At 37.3% G+C, this 15,467-nt stretch carries 14 protein-coding genes and 1 tRNA gene; all 15 read right to left on the bottom strand.

What is annotated here, in order from left to right; genetic code table 11:
- Positions 1-6: 6 nt before the first annotated feature.
- The gene (locus M0Q17_RS00885; RefSeq protein ID WP_295082313.1) at positions 7-1,257 is read right to left on the bottom strand and encodes an oligosaccharide flippase family protein; all 1,251 of its coding nucleotides are present in this window, start codon (positions 1,255-1,257) and stop codon (positions 7-9) included.
- Between the two features lie 13 nt (positions 1,258-1,270).
- Positions 1,271-1,843 (bottom strand): acyltransferase, encoded by a 573-nt coding sequence (locus M0Q17_RS00890; RefSeq protein ID WP_295082316.1) that lies wholly within the window; start codon positions 1,841-1,843, stop codon positions 1,271-1,273.
- Positions 1,843-2,802, bottom strand: coding sequence for a Gfo/Idh/MocA family oxidoreductase (locus tag M0Q17_RS00895; protein WP_295082318.1), 960 nt, complete (start codon positions 2,800-2,802; stop codon positions 1,843-1,845). The genes M0Q17_RS00890 and M0Q17_RS00895 overlap by 1 nt, the downstream gene beginning before the upstream one ends.
- 1 nt (position 2,803) lies before the next feature.
- Entirely contained in the window at positions 2,804-4,069 is a 1,266-nt protein-coding gene (locus tag M0Q17_RS00900) for a nucleotide sugar dehydrogenase (RefSeq protein ID WP_295082320.1), read from the bottom strand.
- Positions 4,066-5,073 (bottom strand): NAD-dependent epimerase, encoded by a 1,008-nt coding sequence (locus M0Q17_RS00905; RefSeq protein ID WP_295082322.1) that lies wholly within the window; start codon positions 5,071-5,073, stop codon positions 4,066-4,068. Before M0Q17_RS00905 ends, M0Q17_RS00900 begins: the two co-directional genes overlap by 4 nt.
- Complete coding sequence (locus M0Q17_RS00910; protein ID WP_295082324.1) at positions 5,070-5,384, bottom strand: MarR family EPS-associated transcriptional regulator; 315 nt, start codon at positions 5,382-5,384, stop codon at positions 5,070-5,072. The genes M0Q17_RS00905 and M0Q17_RS00910 overlap by 4 nt, the downstream gene beginning before the upstream one ends.
- A 209-nt stretch (positions 5,385-5,593) precedes the next feature.
- A tRNA-Leu gene (locus tag M0Q17_RS00915) sits at positions 5,594-5,677 on the bottom strand.
- 56 nt (positions 5,678-5,733) lie between these two features.
- Positions 5,734-6,048, bottom strand: a complete 315-nt coding sequence (locus tag M0Q17_RS00920; RefSeq protein ID WP_011372064.1) for a F0F1 ATP synthase subunit C — start codon at positions 6,046-6,048, stop codon at positions 5,734-5,736.
- 160 nt (positions 6,049-6,208) lie between these two features.
- The gene (locus M0Q17_RS00925) at positions 6,209-8,374 is read right to left on the bottom strand and encodes a polyribonucleotide nucleotidyltransferase (RefSeq protein WP_295082327.1); all 2,166 of its coding nucleotides are present in this window, start codon (positions 8,372-8,374) and stop codon (positions 6,209-6,211) included.
- Entirely contained in the window at positions 8,364-9,026 is a 663-nt protein-coding gene (locus M0Q17_RS00930) for a phosphoribosyltransferase (protein ID WP_295082329.1), read from the bottom strand. The genes M0Q17_RS00925 and M0Q17_RS00930 overlap by 11 nt, the downstream gene beginning before the upstream one ends.
- A 15-nt stretch (positions 9,027-9,041) precedes the next feature.
- Complete coding sequence (locus tag M0Q17_RS00935; RefSeq protein WP_295082332.1) at positions 9,042-11,204, bottom strand: LPS-assembly protein LptD; 2,163 nt, start codon at positions 11,202-11,204, stop codon at positions 9,042-9,044.
- Positions 11,197-11,646 (bottom strand): RDD family protein, encoded by a 450-nt coding sequence (locus tag M0Q17_RS00940; protein ID WP_295082333.1) that lies wholly within the window; start codon positions 11,644-11,646, stop codon positions 11,197-11,199. Before M0Q17_RS00940 ends, M0Q17_RS00935 begins: the two co-directional genes overlap by 8 nt.
- An 11-nt stretch (positions 11,647-11,657) precedes the next feature.
- A complete protein-coding gene (gene purD, locus M0Q17_RS00945) occupies positions 11,658-12,923 on the bottom strand; it encodes a phosphoribosylamine--glycine ligase (RefSeq protein ID WP_295082335.1) in 1,266 nt (421 codons plus the stop codon).
- Between the two features lie 319 nt (positions 12,924-13,242).
- Positions 13,243-13,893: a uroporphyrinogen-III synthase gene (locus tag M0Q17_RS00950; RefSeq protein WP_295082338.1), complete on the bottom strand. Its 651-nt coding sequence runs from the start codon at positions 13,891-13,893 to the stop codon at positions 13,243-13,245.
- Positions 13,894-13,904: 11 nt separating this feature from the next.
- Positions 13,905-15,455 (bottom strand): glutamine-hydrolyzing GMP synthase, encoded by a 1,551-nt coding sequence (guaA, locus tag M0Q17_RS00955; RefSeq protein ID WP_295082340.1) that lies wholly within the window; start codon positions 15,453-15,455, stop codon positions 13,905-13,907.
- Positions 15,456-15,467 lie beyond the last annotated feature (12 nt).

The raw sequence follows: 15,467 nt of genomic DNA on the forward strand, positions 1-15,467 counted from the left end.
CCTCTTCTAAAATAATTTTGCTATCTTTGCAGACATATATAAATAAAAAATATATATACAACTAAATTGTATAGATATTAAATATATTACTTCATGCGCACTATCTCCAATGGTAAAACTTGCACCAATGGCGGTTAAAAATAAAATTTGAGCGTACATATTCCAATGTTGCTTTTGTCCTACATACAACATAAAACTCAATGGACTAGATATGAATCTTAAAAATAACATTGGTACTAAAATTTTGGCATACTCTCCTGATGCACTCCACTGCTCTCCAAAAACAAATACAAACAATTCTACAGAATAGAAATATAAAATAAATGAAGGGAAAAGACTCAAAATAAAAAGTTTTTTAAATGTAGATTTATATATCTTTTTTGCATTTCCTAGCTGTTGATACTCTATTGTAGCAATTTGTCTAAAAACATCTGAAATTGCTGATGCTATAAAAGTAATAGGTAACCCTAAAATTTTTTGAGTAAAATAATAATACCCTGCAATGGTAGAATTAAATAGCGTATTAAACAAAATATGTGTTATTTGATGTGAAGACACATTTAAAAATGAAGCTAATATATCAAACTTTGGAAATTTGATATATCTTCTTGTTATTGCAAAAATTTTTAATAGTTTAATGCTATACAACCTATTTTTATCTTCCTCCCAAATCATTCTTCCTAAAATAGTTACAGCTATACTTAGCCCTAAAACTTGCCCAAGTATAAGCCCACTACTCCCCATTTGTCCAAAACCCATACCAAGATTAGTAGTAGCAGTTGAACCACTTTGTACTACTCTACTAATTGCTAATCTTTTATACTGTTTTTTTCTATTTGACCAATAATTAAAACTTTGATAAACACCTGTAAGTAGAACTGTTATAGGGATAAAATAGAGCCAATTTGATATTTCTGGATTTCCGAGTATATTTGTGATTTTGGCATTAAAAATAAAAACGATGACAAGAGATATAAAACTTACAAAAAAAGATATTATTATTGAGAGTGCTACTATATTTACAGCATCTTCATCTTTTTTTGGAAGCATTATAGCCATCTCATATCTTCCTGTTGCGATAACAGATAAAATTGATGCTATCGCAACATAAAGCGCAAACACCCCAAAATCCTCAGGCGTATAGATGCGAGTGAGGATTGGACTTATGGCTATGGGGATGGCTTGGGCTATAGTCGTGCCTGTCATGAGAGTTAAAACATTTTTACTAAACTCTGATTTTGGTTTTAACCTCTTCATGGATTCTAGATTCTCATACCAAAATTATCGTATTATTTTGCAGTTTATACATGCTCTCATCATACGCATCTACCGCAAAACCCTCCGCATCAAACTCCAGCGTGTTTCCCGCTTTGCTTACCCACCCTATTTGACGGCATGGGACTCCTGCCATAAGAGCGTAAGGTTTTACATCTCTATTTACCACTGCACCGCTTCCTATAAGCGCATATTCGCCTATAGTGACTCCGCAGATTATAGTTGCGTTTGCGCCTATCGTGCAGCCATATTTGAGAACTGTTTTTTTAAATTCGCTTTTTCTTACTATAAAGGCTCTAGGATTTGTAACATTTGTAAAAACAACGCTTGGTCCTACAAATACCTCATCTTCTATTTCAACGCCCTCATAGATAGAAACATTGTTTTGTACCTTTACGCCGCTGCCTACTTTGACATTTGGACCTACCGTGCAGTTTTGTCCAAAGGAGCAGTTGCTGCCTATCTTAGAGCCGCTTAGTATATGCGAAAAGTGCCATATTTTTGTATTATCGCCTATACTTACATTCTCATCCACATAGCAAGATTCATGTGCAAAATAGTTATCCATCAGCTGAGTACCTTTGTGCAAAAAGGGTGATATTGTCCCTGTAGTCCCAACGGCGTTAATTTACGGATAGATGAGACCATCTCTATAGAACTCCTGGCCTCTTTAAGCCCAAATCCGCCGCCGCTTAAGATATCTTCATAAGATTTCGTATGAAGGTCTGTAAAACCTTCGCTAAACTCAATCTCCTCGCCGTTTATAGTAATGCTTCTATATGTTCTTTGTCCTCTAGCTTTTAGTTCTTCTGGTATATGTTCATAGTTTACGCTTAAAAACCATCTCACATTTGCGTTTTTAAGCCTCATAAATCCTGCATTTGCATCAGGCTTCTTTGTATGTACAAAGCTCTCTTTTGGCTCCCCAAATATCCACGATAACATGTCAAAAAAATGCACCCCGATATTTGAAGCTATGCCGCCGCTCTTTGCCTCATCGCCTTTCCATGATTTAAAGTACCATCTTCCCCTGCTTGTTATGTAGGTCAGGTCTATCTCATAAATCTTGTTTGGATTTTCTTTTAACTCCTCGGCAATCTTCTCCCTCAAGGCAACAATGGAGTCGTGAAGTCGCAACTGCAAAATAGTATAAACTTTTTTGCCACTCTGTTTCTCCATGACAAGCAGCTCCTCAATCTCTTTTGGATCTAGCACCAGCGGTTTTTCACAAATAGCATCAGCTCTGCTTTTAAGCGCGGCTCTTATATGACTATAATGTAAATAATTGGGAGATGCTATAGAGATATAATCTATTTTTGTTTTTTCATTTCCTTGGCATCTATCTACAAAACTATCAAATAGCTCAAATTCGGTAAAAAAATGAGCCTCGGGAAAATTACTATCCATAATCCCTATGCCATCATAGGGATCAAATGCGACTATGAGATTGTTATCACTCTCTTTTATAGCTTTCATGTGTCTTGGAGCAATATAGCCGCTAGCTCCTATGAGTGCGAAATTTTTCATACTAAAGTCTCCATGTTGGTCTCTCTACAACGCCTTTTACATCTATTATAATCGGCTCGCCATTTGACATACTCTCAAATTGCTCCATCGTAATCTCCCTAAATGCATCATGACCAACTGCTACGACTATGGCATCATACTTTTTGCTCTGAAGCGGCAACTTTTCTATAAAAGTCAAAGGTTTTGTCTCCTTGTCGCTTCTATCCACCCAGTAATCATACACTTCAACATAACACCCATACTCTTCTAACTCTTTAATAATATCAAGCACCTTAGAGTTTCTCATATCTGGGCAATTTTCTTTAAAGGTTACCCCCATTACTAGGATATTTGCACCTTTTAATTTTTTGTCGTTTTTAATCATATGCTTAATTGTTTTTTCTGCGATTATCTTGCTCATACCATTATTTATCTGCCTCGCACCGAGTATAAGATTTGGCATATATCCAAGACTTTGAGCCTTATACGTCAGGTAATAGGGGTCAACACCGATGCAGTGCCCCCCTACTAAACCCGGACTTAGTTTAATAAAATTCCATTTCGTAGCTGCCGCTTCTATAACGTCTTTTGTGTCTATGTTCATAAGCTCAAACATCATAGCAAGCTCGTTCATAAGAGCTATATTGACATCTCTTTGAGTGTTTTCTACCACTTTTGCGGCTTCTGCTACTTTAATAGTTGGAGCCAAATAAGTTCCTGCAGTTATGATAGATTTGTAAAGCTTATCAACCTTTTTTGCAATCTCTGGAGTGGAACCGGATGTGATTTTAAGTATCTTTGTAACGGTATGCTCTTTATCTCCGGGGTTAATTCTCTCAGGAGAGTAGCCGCAAAAAAATGCTTCATTAAACTTAAGTCCTGACTCTCTCTCAAGGATAGGCACACAGACCTCTTCGGTAACTCCGGGATAAACAGTCGATTCATAGATAACGATATCGCCTTTTTTTAGCACGCGTCCTACGGTTTGGGTTGATTTTATTATAGGCGACAAATCCGGCTCGTTGCTGTTGTCTATAGGCGTGGGGACGGTAATTATATAAATATTGCTACCCGTTATCTCTTTGGTATCTAACGTGAATTTCATACCATTTTTTACAGACTCCTTGAGTTGTTCGTTTGTCAACTCTTGAGTTCTGTCAAAACCTCTGCTTAGCTCCTCTACTCTGGCTCTGTTTATATCAAAACCTACTACTTTGTACTTTTGGCTAAATGCATGAGCTAGTGGCAATCCGACATAGCCAAGACCTATGATGCATATTTTTATCATTTGTGATTTCCATAAAAACTTTTGTACCACTTCACAAATTTTTCAACTCCGACATCTAAGCGAGTATCTGGCTTATAACCGAAGTTTTCTATCAAACCACTCACATCGGCATAAGTGGACTCTACATCGCCGTCTTGCATGGGAAGAAACTCTTTCTTTGCCTCAATGCCAAGCTCTTCTTCAAGTGTGGCTATAAACTTCATCAGCTCAACTGGCGAATTGTTACCTATGTTGTAGATGTCAAACTTTTTTGCTGGAGTATCTATCACTTTTATAACCCCATCCACAATATCATCTATATAGGTAAAATCCCTACTCATCTCTCCGTGGTTAAACACTTTTATAGCTCTGTCATGTAGGATTGCATCAGCAAAGAGCATTGGTGCCATATCAGGTCTTCCCCAAGGTCCATAAACCGTGAAAAATCTAAGCCCTGTAGTTTGGATTCCATATAGATGACTGTAAGTATGCGCCATAAGCTCATTTGATTTTTTCGTTGCCGCATAAAGAGAGATAGGGGTGTCTGTCATATCTGTAGTTTTAAAAGGCTGTGATTTGTTTAACCCATAAACACTTGAACTACTCGCATACGCTAAATTTTTCACTCCAAAGTTTCTGCAAGCCTCCAAAATATTTAAAAATCCCACCACATTGCTCTGTATATATGCATGCGGATTCTCAATGCTGTATCTCACACCCGCTTGAGCGGCAAGGTTACATACTGCATCGAATTTCTCTATTTCAAAAAGGTTATTGATAGCTTGCGTATCCTCTAAGTTCATTTTGATAAATTTATGATTTTTATATTTGCTGCTAGCAATAGGCAGCGTTTCTATAACTGTTTTATTACTTATCCCAAGCTCCTTGAGTCTTGCGTACTTGATATTTACATCATAATAATCGTTTATATTGTCAATTCCGACTACTTCATCCCCACGCTCAAGAAGTTTTTTTGCCAAGTGAAAGCCGATAAAACCGGCTGTTCCAGTTATTAATATCTTCATTTTTCTCTCATACCTTTCATATTTTCAAGTTCAAGAACGAGTTCGTCATATTCTGCTTTTTTTCTTTGGATAAACTTTTGAGTAAGCTGCAGTTTTTCGTTGAAACCTTTTTCGGTTAAGAGGTATTTGTATTGATTTTTATTTTTGTTTGCAAAAAAGCTCTCAGCCTTAATCAGACCTTTTTCTACAAGTGCTTTTAGCACATAGTTAACCTTTCCCACACTAAGACCAAGCTCCTCTGCAAGCGTTCTTTGGGTTTTAAGAGCCTCAATATTTCTAAGTACACTCAATGTAAGTTCATCATTTGACAAAATTTAGTTCCTATTCTTGTTTGTTCATATTTTGAATATTACTGTTTTATATCTTCTGCCGTGCTTAAATGTGAAAACTAGCTAAAGTCAAATATCAGTATCTGCCCTGTTATATTTGAGATAACAAACTAATGTACGTACGATAAATAAAGAATTTTACTAGGAATAGAAAAAGAGTTGTTTTTTGATTTTTTAAAGTAAAAATAAAATGGTGCGATTGGAGGGATTTGAACCCTCACACCTCTCGGCACGAGCCCCTCAAGCCCGCGTGTCTACCGTTCCACCACAATCGCATAAAAGAAGAAAAGTCTAACTCAAAAAGAGTTAGACTGAGGGGTTTTTAGGTTTATTAACCTAAATATGGGTTTGCGTAAAGTGCAATTAACGCAATTACTAGTGCATAGATAACTTGTGCTTCGATCATTGCAAGAGCGATAAACATAGTTGTCATAAGTTTAGCACCTAAACCTGGGTTTCTAGCAGTTCCTGCGATTGTTGCAGCTGCAGTATGACCCATACCGATAGCTCCACCAAGAGCAGCAAGACCAAGACCAAGACCAGCAGCGATCATTGAGTACGCTTTAAGTGTTTGGTTAGCAACATCACCATCATTAGCAAGTGCTGCAGTAGCTAATGCTACCATTAAGAAAAGAATTTTTTTCATAGTTTCTCCATTAAAATTATTACAAACTTTTTCGGCTAGCGTAACCATATCCGCAAGAATATAGCAACCCAAACATAAATGCAAGGATTTCCCTACTTAAATTTGATTGCGAATGATACATAAAAAGTGCTAAAAATTACTTTAATATATACAATTTTATTTATGCACGCCCTAGGGAGATTTTATTGCCCTTAAACTCTAAAATCTCAACATCTATCTCCTCGCCCTCACTAAGTACGTCACTGACTTTATCTACTCTTTGGTCTGATATTTTAGAGATATGTATAAGCCCGTCAGTTCCATCAGGAAGCTCTATAAACGCACCGAAATCAACTATTTTCTTAACGATTCCTTTGTAGATATCGCCTACTTTATACTCTATTTTTGGAGTTTTTGGAGTATTGACAATTCCCTCAATATGCTCTCTAGCAGCCTGCACTCCGCTTTTGCTTTTGCCTGTTACTTTTACTTTTCCCTCTTTTTTATCTATGTCGATTGCTACTTCAAACTTCTCGATTATCTCACGGATAGTTTTTCCAGCTTGTCCGATAATTTCACCGATAAAACTTGGATTTATATGAAAAAAGTCTGTACTTGGCAAGATGCCATCGTTTAACTCTATCTTATTTTCGGACTCTTGCATAATATCTATAATGTGCGCTCTTCCCTCTTTTGCTTGATAGAGTGCCTCTTTTAAAATATTTAAGCTAATTCCTCCTAGTTTAATATCCATCTGCATAGCTGTGATGCCATCTTTTGAACCTGTTACTTTGAAATCCATATCGCCGTCATGGTCTTCAAGTCCCATAATGTCTGAGAGAATCGCATACTTATCTCCTTGGCTAACCATTCCCATAGCAATACCTGCAATAACATCGCTTGTATCAATATCTGCAGCTTTAAGTGCCATATAGCCGCCGCAAACGGTTGCCATAGAGGATGAGCCGTTTGACTCTAGTATCTCTGAAACGAGGCGAATAGTCTGCCCGTCAAGGTTCATTATAGGCTCTAGTGCTCTTTTAGCTAAATTGCCATGCCCTAGCTCTCTTCTTTTTGTTCCCATGATGGGAGAAGCTTCCCCTACACTAAATCCGGGAAAATTGTAGTGAACCATAAAGTTCTCATTTTGGATACCATCATCAGTAAGACTCTCAAACATCTGTGCATCTTTTGGTCCGCCCATCGTAAGAACAACAAGTGCCTGTGTCTGCCCACGAGTAAAAAGACATGAAGAGTGTGCGCGAGGAAGAACATTTGTACTTATAGATATCGGTCTTATCTCATTTAAAGCTCTACCATCAGCACGGATATTTTCATTTAAAATCTGTGCTCTTACCTGCTCTTTTTTGACCTTTTCTATAGCATCTTTTAACTCTACCTCATCCCAATGTTCTTGTGTGAGCATGATTTTTTTTCTGAGTGCTCTTAGAGCCGTTGAGCGCTCTGATTTTGCCATTTGGTTCATAGCGGCTTTTATATCCGATAAATGTTTTTCTCTTACATAACCAACCATCCCCTCATTTATCTCATGTGCTTTATACTCTATCTCTTTTGTCTCTTTTTTAAACTCTTTAAAAGCTTCTTCATACTTCGCATTACTCTCAAAAAGTAGTTCCTGCGTCTTTTGTAAAACATTTACAAGCTCATCTTCGGGCAATGCATTTGAAGTATGTGTCATAATAATGGGCGCGCTCATTGTAGGGTCTAGCAATGGGTCTATAACAAGCGTGTTATCTATTTTCTGTGAGCCGACACTTCTCATCTCTATCATCAAAAGCTCATCTTTTGTTCCAGATAGGTACAAATCCAGAGTAGAGCTGTTTAACTGCGATAAAGTAGGGTTTAACACTAGCTTGCCGTCTATCTTTGCGGCTCTTACTGCGGAGACTGATTTATTGATATCTATATCGCTTACATATAGAGCCGCTGATGCTGCATTGAGTGCAAGAACCTGCAAGTCAGCCTCGGAGTCAACACTAAATGTCATGATAGTTATTTGTGTCGGATGCCCAAAACCTTTAGGAAAGAGTGGACGAAGAGAACGATCGACTATACGAGAAGTTAGCGTTTCAAAATCACTCGGTTTTGTCTCACGCTTAAAAAATCCGCCGGGAATTTTACCAGCAGCGTATGTTTTTTCAATATACTGCACGGTTAGGGGAAGAAAATCATCTTTTACTATCTCTGTTTCATCTATTACCACTGTTGCTAAAACAACGGTGTCTCCGCTCTTTATCCAAGCTGCTCCGTTAGCCTGTTTTGCGACTTCACTAAACGAATACTCTTCACTCCTGTTTTCTAACTCTACTTTTACATCATATTTCATTCTTTTCTCCTAATATTTTTTCTATCGTATCTTCATCTATCTTTTTTAACTCTTCATAATATAGAGATGTTTCAACATAATCATCTATATTGTAGAGAAAAAATATATTGTCCGTAAAGGACTCCAAAAACGACAAAACATCGCTCGGTATAACTGGAACTGCAATATATACCGCTTTTGGTTTCATCGCTAAAATCATCTTAAGAGCAGTTACAAATTTGAGTCCTGTTTCGCTTCCCTCATCAACCAATAAAACTACCTGATTATTCATTGATGCAAAAGGTCTTCCCTTTCTGTATTGATACACATAACTAAGAATCTTCTCTTCATGTTTTCTGTGCGCTTCTCCGTAAATATAGTCATATTTTATTCCAAAAGCAGCTACAAGATTCTCATTTATTACTATCTCTTCGCTCTCACAGACTCTGGCTATCTCACACTCACTGTTGTTGGGTGCCATGATTGCTTCTGAGAAAAGAAAATCTATGCTGTTTTTATATTTTCCCCGCAGAAAATAAGCCAACTCCAAGCCACCTCTTGAGACTGCTACCAGCTTCCAATTCTCATCTTTGAGTTTTTGCATAGGAATAACATCCTGGAGTTTTTTTGCAGCGTCTTCTCTGTCTTTGAGTATGTTTTTATATTTTTTCATTATTTAGCTTGCCTCCTATTTTTCAGGAAGTCTATAAACAAAACCGGACAACCTGCCTTCATTTTTCATAATCGGTTTAAGTCTGATACTCAGATATATAAATCTGTCATATACAGAGTCTGAGAGCCCGTTTTGGTTAAGAATCGGTCTGTTGTTTTCGACATAAGTAAGTCCAAAGTCCCAGCATCTCTTTTGATATAAAAATCCAACCTCAAAACCCTTTTTCTCACTTCTCTCAAGGTCATAGTCAAGTCTAAAATGGTAAGAGTAGTGTTTATCGTACTTGTACTCTACGCTTGAGGTCATGTAGCTTGTAATAGGAGTATAAGTAAGGGTTGGGGCTAAAAAACTATCTTTGTACATGTGAGACAATCCGATGTTTAAGTTCTGTGCATTATATGATATTTTATTAAAATTTTTAGAAAAAGCTCTCTCATCATAGTTATAAAACATATTGTTGTAAAAATTAACACTATCGGTAATCTGGTAATCAAGCTCATTTTCAAGCTCTCCTGCTCCGCCGCCGACATCTTCATAAGAGAAATTTTGTGCAAGTCTGTGATAGAGCTTCTGTCTTCCTGCTTCATCATATAGGTAATGCGAGAAATAGAGTTGTAGATTCTCCTCTATATCCGCTATATTGTAAAATTCACAAATCGGTTGTGACTGATTTGCTTTTATTGAACAATAATCTTTTTGCTCATCATAGTAGCCGTTTTCATATTCTAAACCTGCTACCTGATATTTAGCACCAAAATCTACAACATGCGTTACCTCGTCATAAGCACGTGTTAACTGAGATGACAATGAGAGGTTGTGGTAGTTTCTTGCATATACTCCACTCTCATAATTATCTGTTGAAGGGATTTTTTCTTCGCCGCGAAATCCCGTATGTTGTGCATAAATACTCGCCTCATAAGAGAGATTTATCATCTCGTCAAAAATTGATGTTTGAAGAGTTAGAGGAATATTTATATCTGTTTGAACAGCACCCTTTCCAACCTCTCTATAATAATTGTTACTTTTTATATCCAAACTGTACAAAAAGTGGTTATCCAAAAAAGTATCTAAATAGCTGTGATAATGAAGAGCCGGAAGATTTTGAAGTGTCTCTTTATTGCTGCTTAAAGTTAGATTTTTATAATGCTTAAAATATGCCCCTATATAGTTATCATCAGTATTGTAAAATAGATTTACCCTTGAGAGAAGCTGTGTGGCAGTTGCGTTTTTTGTCGTGTCATTAGTTGATAGGTTAATATAATCAACATCATTCATATTTACTATGTCGGCATATAGTCCTGATTGACCCTTAAAATCTGTGCCAAACCACTCATTTATTACATCGCTGTTTTCGTATAGAAAATCAAAGCCGTAATGGCTTTTATTTGCCAACTTATTTTCAAGAAAATACTCCTCTTTCTCTTTAAAATAGCCTGCGCTAAAAGAGCCTTTTGAAACTTTACTGTCTGAAAATCTTAATGCAGTATATACTCCTGAACCGCGATTTGTTCGTACTTGAGGTTTAATCTCTAAATCCCACCAGTTTTGCTCTGCTATATAGAGTGCCTGCTCATAGTAAAACCCCTCTTTTGACGAGAACCCTATAGCAGGAGGTAAAACTCCGGTTCTTCTTTTTGTATCTAGGGAGTACCCAAAATAGGGTGTATAAAAAACAGGGATATCGTATATGTAGATTCGAGTATTATAGAGATTTAACCACATTGTATCCGTATTGTAGTCTGATGAGGTAAACTCCATTTTCCAGATAGGATTGTTTGGATCACATCCGCTTGTGGCTCCCCTAATAACATCTACTTGAGTATCTTTTGCATAAGAACTCTCTCCGCTAATCCATACCTCTGCTGTTTGTTCTAACATGTAAAATGGCTTAAATGCTCTCTCTTTACGAGCTATATTTAGTTTTGCATACTCCCCAAGAAATTTAATATTCTCACCTTGATTTGCTCTAATATTTCCAAAAAGTTCAAGATCTGCACTGTTTCTATCATATATCGCTTTTTTTGCTGTTAAATAATAATCTTTATAAATGACAACAACCTCGCCATCGGCTGTTATAATGTTATCTTTTGTCTCCATAGTAGTTGCATAAACTTCAACCTTCTCATCAGCGATTATATAAGTAGCAAAAAGAGCTAAAAAAAGAAGTAATTTAAACATCTACTACCAAAGTTTTAGCACTTTTATCATGCCATGTTTGTCTCATGGGGTCCATCAACCCCCATACAAATCCTAGATAAAATAGCGTCTCGCTTATAACCCTCACAACGGCACGATTAAGAGAGACGATAACATTTGGCTTTTGCATGGTTTTAATCTCAACAACCCTTATTTTCATAACAATTTTGCCTAAAGTTGCACCATATTGCATCACGAAAAAAGCTTGATATACTACTTTCATAGCCATATATTCTAAAACAAATGTATTTGTAAGGATAATCATCTCCTCAACTGTTTTAGCATTAAAAAAAGAGTCTCCAAGTGCAATAATCAGTAAAAGTGAGAGCAGCATCTCATCTATAAAAAATGCCATGCCTCTCTTTTTTATAGAGGCTAATGTCACTCCTTCTTGATAAAGTCTGTTGTTAATCTCTTCGTTCACTTCATTTCTTCTTAGAGCACTTGATAGGCTATGTCTGTTCTGAGTTTTTTACCTGCAAAATGAACCTGCCCGCATCGCATATATGCTCTGTCTCTTGCTTGTTTTATGCTATCTCCGATACCGACACAAACCAAAACTCGCCCACCATCTGCATACAACACACCATCAATCATACTAACTCCCGCATAGGAGATATGGGTATATTTTGCTATTTCTTCATGATGCACATCATCTACTATAATCTCTGCAGGCGTTGAGCTTGAGTAGGGATAGTTTTCACTTGCCATAACCACGCCTACGGCATATTGGTTTGAAAACTCTACTTTTATTTCGCCGAGTCTGTTTGTCGCAGCTTTATAAAACATATCACTCACGCTTGAGGTCATAAGCGGCATAAGGATTTCGCACTCAGGGTCTCCAAAACGGACATTGAACTCTAGTGTAATTGCCTCCCCTTTTACAACCATAATTCCAATAAAAAGAACACCCTCAAAAGGTGCTCCCTCTTTTTTCATACCATCTAGCGTAGGACGGATTATTCTCTCTTTTACCTTTTGATAAAGCGCTTCATCAACTAAAGGAGTCGGGGCATAAGCACCCATTCCTCCTGTATTTGGTCCCTCATCATTATCTTTAAGTCTTTTATGATCTTGCGCGGCAGGAAGCAAAATATAGTCCTCTCCATCACATACGGCAAACATGGAGAGCTCATACCCGTCTAAAAACTCTTCAACAATCACTTTAAGTCCTGCATCTCCAAAACTTTTTCCGCTTAGCATCTCTGAGATTGCAACTTTTGCCTCATCATGGTTTTGCGCAATTATTACACCCTTGCCACCGCATAATCCATCAGCTTTTACTACGATTGGAGCATTTAGGGTATCTGCAAATTTAAAAGCATCTTCGATTGATGAAGTCTCTATATAACGCGCTGTTGGAATATTGTACTTTGCTAAAAAGTTCTTCATATAAACTTTTGAACCCTCAAGTTTTGCCGCTTCCTTGCTTGGTCCAAAAATTGTAAGTCCGAGGGATTTAAAGATATCAACGACCCCATCTACAAGCGGAGCTTCAGGTCCGACAATTGTCAAATCAACTTCATTTGCTTTAGCATACTCAGCCAACTCGTTATAATCTTTAATACTTAAGTTTGTTCCTAAAGAGCTTGTTGCGCCATTTCCGGGCATGAAAAAAAGTTCATGAGCCTCTTTCTCGTTTAAAATCGCTCTAGCGATAGAAAATTCTCTACCACCATTGCCCAAAATTAAAATTTTCATCAACACTCCATAAATAAGTTAAAAAATATCTGCTCAATTTATAAAAATAGACTAAGCAGATATCTCTGTAAAAGTAGCCCGAACAGCCGTCTCGCATTTGGCTTGGTTCTAAAAGCCGAATTTGGGCGAAGAGAGCATTTTATAACGGCGACATTGTCTCGGCAGAGTTAACATACCTCAAACGACAACACCGGCACACAAAAATCCTACGTATTCGCTATTTGAAAATGTAGAACCCTCATTAGTACGATATCTCGAACTGTCCAGACTACTTATATCATTATACAAAAAAAATTTAAATTTGTATCTTAGCCGAGGGCTATTTAATGCCCTCGTTTAACTTTAGAGCAAGTTCTATACAGCTATCTATAGATGTATTTTGACTAATAGCGTACTCTATGCCCTTAGGCAGAAGATTTGCCGTCGTTGTACCTATAACTACAACTTTTGCATCAGGATGAATAGTATTGTTTTTCAAAAAACACTCTATTGAAGATGGGGAGGTAAATATAAGAGTTGAGTCATCGCTAACTCTTATGTCTAATATCTCCTTTGAACATTCACTTATATAAAGTATCTTCTCATCTATTTTATACCCATCCTCGCGGCATTTATTCACAAAACTTGAAGCTATAAGCTCTGCTCTTAGATAAAGCCACTTTGTCTCTTTAGAAAACTCTTCTATATTTTTTACAAGATTATCGCCGTAACCGTTGCCGACATCCAAAATTTTGCCGCCAAACTCTCTGTAAGCATTTGCTGTTTTAATAGAGACACAAAGAGCTGGAATATCAATAAACTGACTTCTATCATACTCTTTTAGGGCTTTTAAAGTCTGCTTTGACGTAATTATCAGATAATCATATTTTGAAAAATCAATATCTGGCTTAAGATATCTGACATCTAAAGATTTTACATTTATAGCGTGCTTGCTTTTTGATGTTGCAAAAAGATATATTTTTTTTGACATAAGATGCTTCGCTACTCCCACTCTATCGTTGCCGGTGGTTTTGAAGAGATATCATAAACTACACGATTTATTCCATCAACCTCATTTATAATTCTTCTACTTATTCTCTCTAGTAAATCATGCGGAAGATGAGCAAATGTTGCAGTCATGCCATCAACTGCCTCCACAACTCTCACGCAGATTGTATTGTCATAAGTTCTATTATCGCCCATAACGCCAACTGATTTTACATTGAGTAAAACTGCAAAAGCCTGCCATGTCTTTGCATAGTATCCGCTTGCCTTTAGCTCATCTAGCAAAATAACATCTGCTTCTCTAAGAATAGTCAAATCAGCTTCATTTACATCGCCCATAATGCGAATTGCAAGCCCTGGGCCAGGAAATGGATGACGGTTAATCATAGATTCTGGAAGACCAAGCTCCAAACCAATTTTGCGGACTTCATCTTTAAAAAGCTCACGAAGAGGCTCTATAAGTTGAAAATCCATCCAATCAGGAAGTCCACCTACATTATGATGCGATTTTATAACCTCTGAGGGACCGTTTACACTTATTGACTCTATTACATCAGGGTAAAGCGTACCTTGAGCCAAAAATTTAATGCCGTCATGTTTTTTCGCCTCTTTTTCAAACTCTTCTATAAAGGTGTGCCCTATAATTTGGCGTTTTTTCTCAGGGTCACTTACTCCTGCTAGTTTGCCTAAGAAGTTATCTCTAGCATCTACAACAACAAGAGGGACTTTTAAGTTAATCTTAAATACTTCCTCGACCTGCTCTCTTTCACCTTTACGCAAAAGTCCGTTATCGACAAAGACGGGAACTAGCTGATCACCGATTGCCTCATAAAGCATAGCCGCAACCACAGAGCTATCAACCCCACCGCTTAAGCCGCAAAGAACTTTTCCACTTCCCACTTTTTCGCGGATACTCTTAATTTGTTCCTTTAAAAAGTGTTCCATTTTCCACTTTTCGCTAACCCCACAAATATTTTTTGCGAAGTTGCGAAGCATCAAGTAGCCCTCTTCAGAGTGTTGAACCTCTGGATGATACTGCATTGCATATATGCGTTTCTCTTCATTTGCCACTGCTGCATAAGGCGAATTTGCAGATACGGCAATAGGCTCAAATCCCTCTGGCAACACATCTACTTTGTCGCTATGACTCATCCAGACAATTCTATCATCGTCACAATCTTTTAAAAGCGGCGAACAATTCTCGCCAACATTTATAATTTTTAACTCTGCTTTTCCATATTCATGGTGACTAGCTCTAACCACACTGCCGCCAAAATCAACCGCAATTCTCTGCATCCCATAACAGATGCCAAGAATCGGAATACCCATATCGTAAACACCCTGATCTACCTCGTACGCATCTTTACTATATACAGAAGATGGGCCGCCGCTAAGAATAATCCCTTTTGGGTTTTTTGCTTTAATCTCTTCTGCGCTAGCGTGGTATGGAAGAATTTCACAATATATTTTATCTTCACGCAAACGACGGGCTATAAGTTGTGTGTATTGAGAACCAAAATCTAAAACTATTATGCTGACATTTGTCATCTGAATTACCTT

Origin of the sequence: Sulfurimonas sp. (assembly GCF_023229105.1) — a bacterium.
GTDB lineage: Bacteria > Campylobacterota > Campylobacteria > Campylobacterales > Sulfurimonadaceae > Sulfurimonas.

Bases quoted from the DNA above. Each gene is read 5' to 3' on its own strand.
- M0Q17_RS00885 (WP_295082313.1), bottom strand. From the start codon at position 1,257: ATGAAGAGGTTAAAACCAAAATCAGAGTTTAGTAAAAATGTTTTAACT.
- M0Q17_RS00890 (WP_295082316.1), bottom strand. From the start codon at position 1,843: ATGGATAACTATTTTGCACATGAATCTTGCTATGTGGATGAGAATGTA.
- M0Q17_RS00895 (WP_295082318.1), bottom strand. From the start codon at position 2,802: ATGAAAAATTTCGCACTCATAGGAGCTAGCGGCTATATTGCTCCAAGA.
- M0Q17_RS00900 (WP_295082320.1), bottom strand. From the start codon at position 4,069: ATGATAAAAATATGCATCATAGGTCTTGGCTATGTCGGATTGCCACTA.
- M0Q17_RS00905 (WP_295082322.1), bottom strand. From the start codon at position 5,073: ATGAAGATATTAATAACTGGAACAGCCGGTTTTATCGGCTTTCACTTG.
- M0Q17_RS00920 (WP_011372064.1), bottom strand. From the start codon at position 6,048: ATGAAAAAAATTCTTTTCTTAATGGTAGCATTAGCTACTGCAGCACTT.
- M0Q17_RS00925 (WP_295082327.1), bottom strand. From the start codon at position 8,374: ATGAAATATGATGTAAAAGTAGAGTTAGAAAACAGGAGTGAAGAGTAT.
- M0Q17_RS00930 (WP_295082329.1), bottom strand. From the start codon at position 9,026: ATGAAAAAATATAAAAACATACTCAAAGACAGAGAAGACGCTGCAAAA.
- M0Q17_RS00935 (WP_295082332.1), bottom strand. From the start codon at position 11,204: ATGTTTAAATTACTTCTTTTTTTAGCTCTTTTTGCTACTTATATAATC.
- purD (WP_295082335.1), bottom strand. From the start codon at position 12,923: ATGAAAATTTTAATTTTGGGCAATGGTGGTAGAGAATTTTCTATCGCT.
- M0Q17_RS00950 (WP_295082338.1), bottom strand. From the start codon at position 13,893: ATGTCAAAAAAAATATATCTTTTTGCAACATCAAAAAGCAAGCACGCT.
- guaA (WP_295082340.1), bottom strand. From the start codon at position 15,455: ATGACAAATGTCAGCATAATAGTTTTAGATTTTGGTTCTCAATACACA.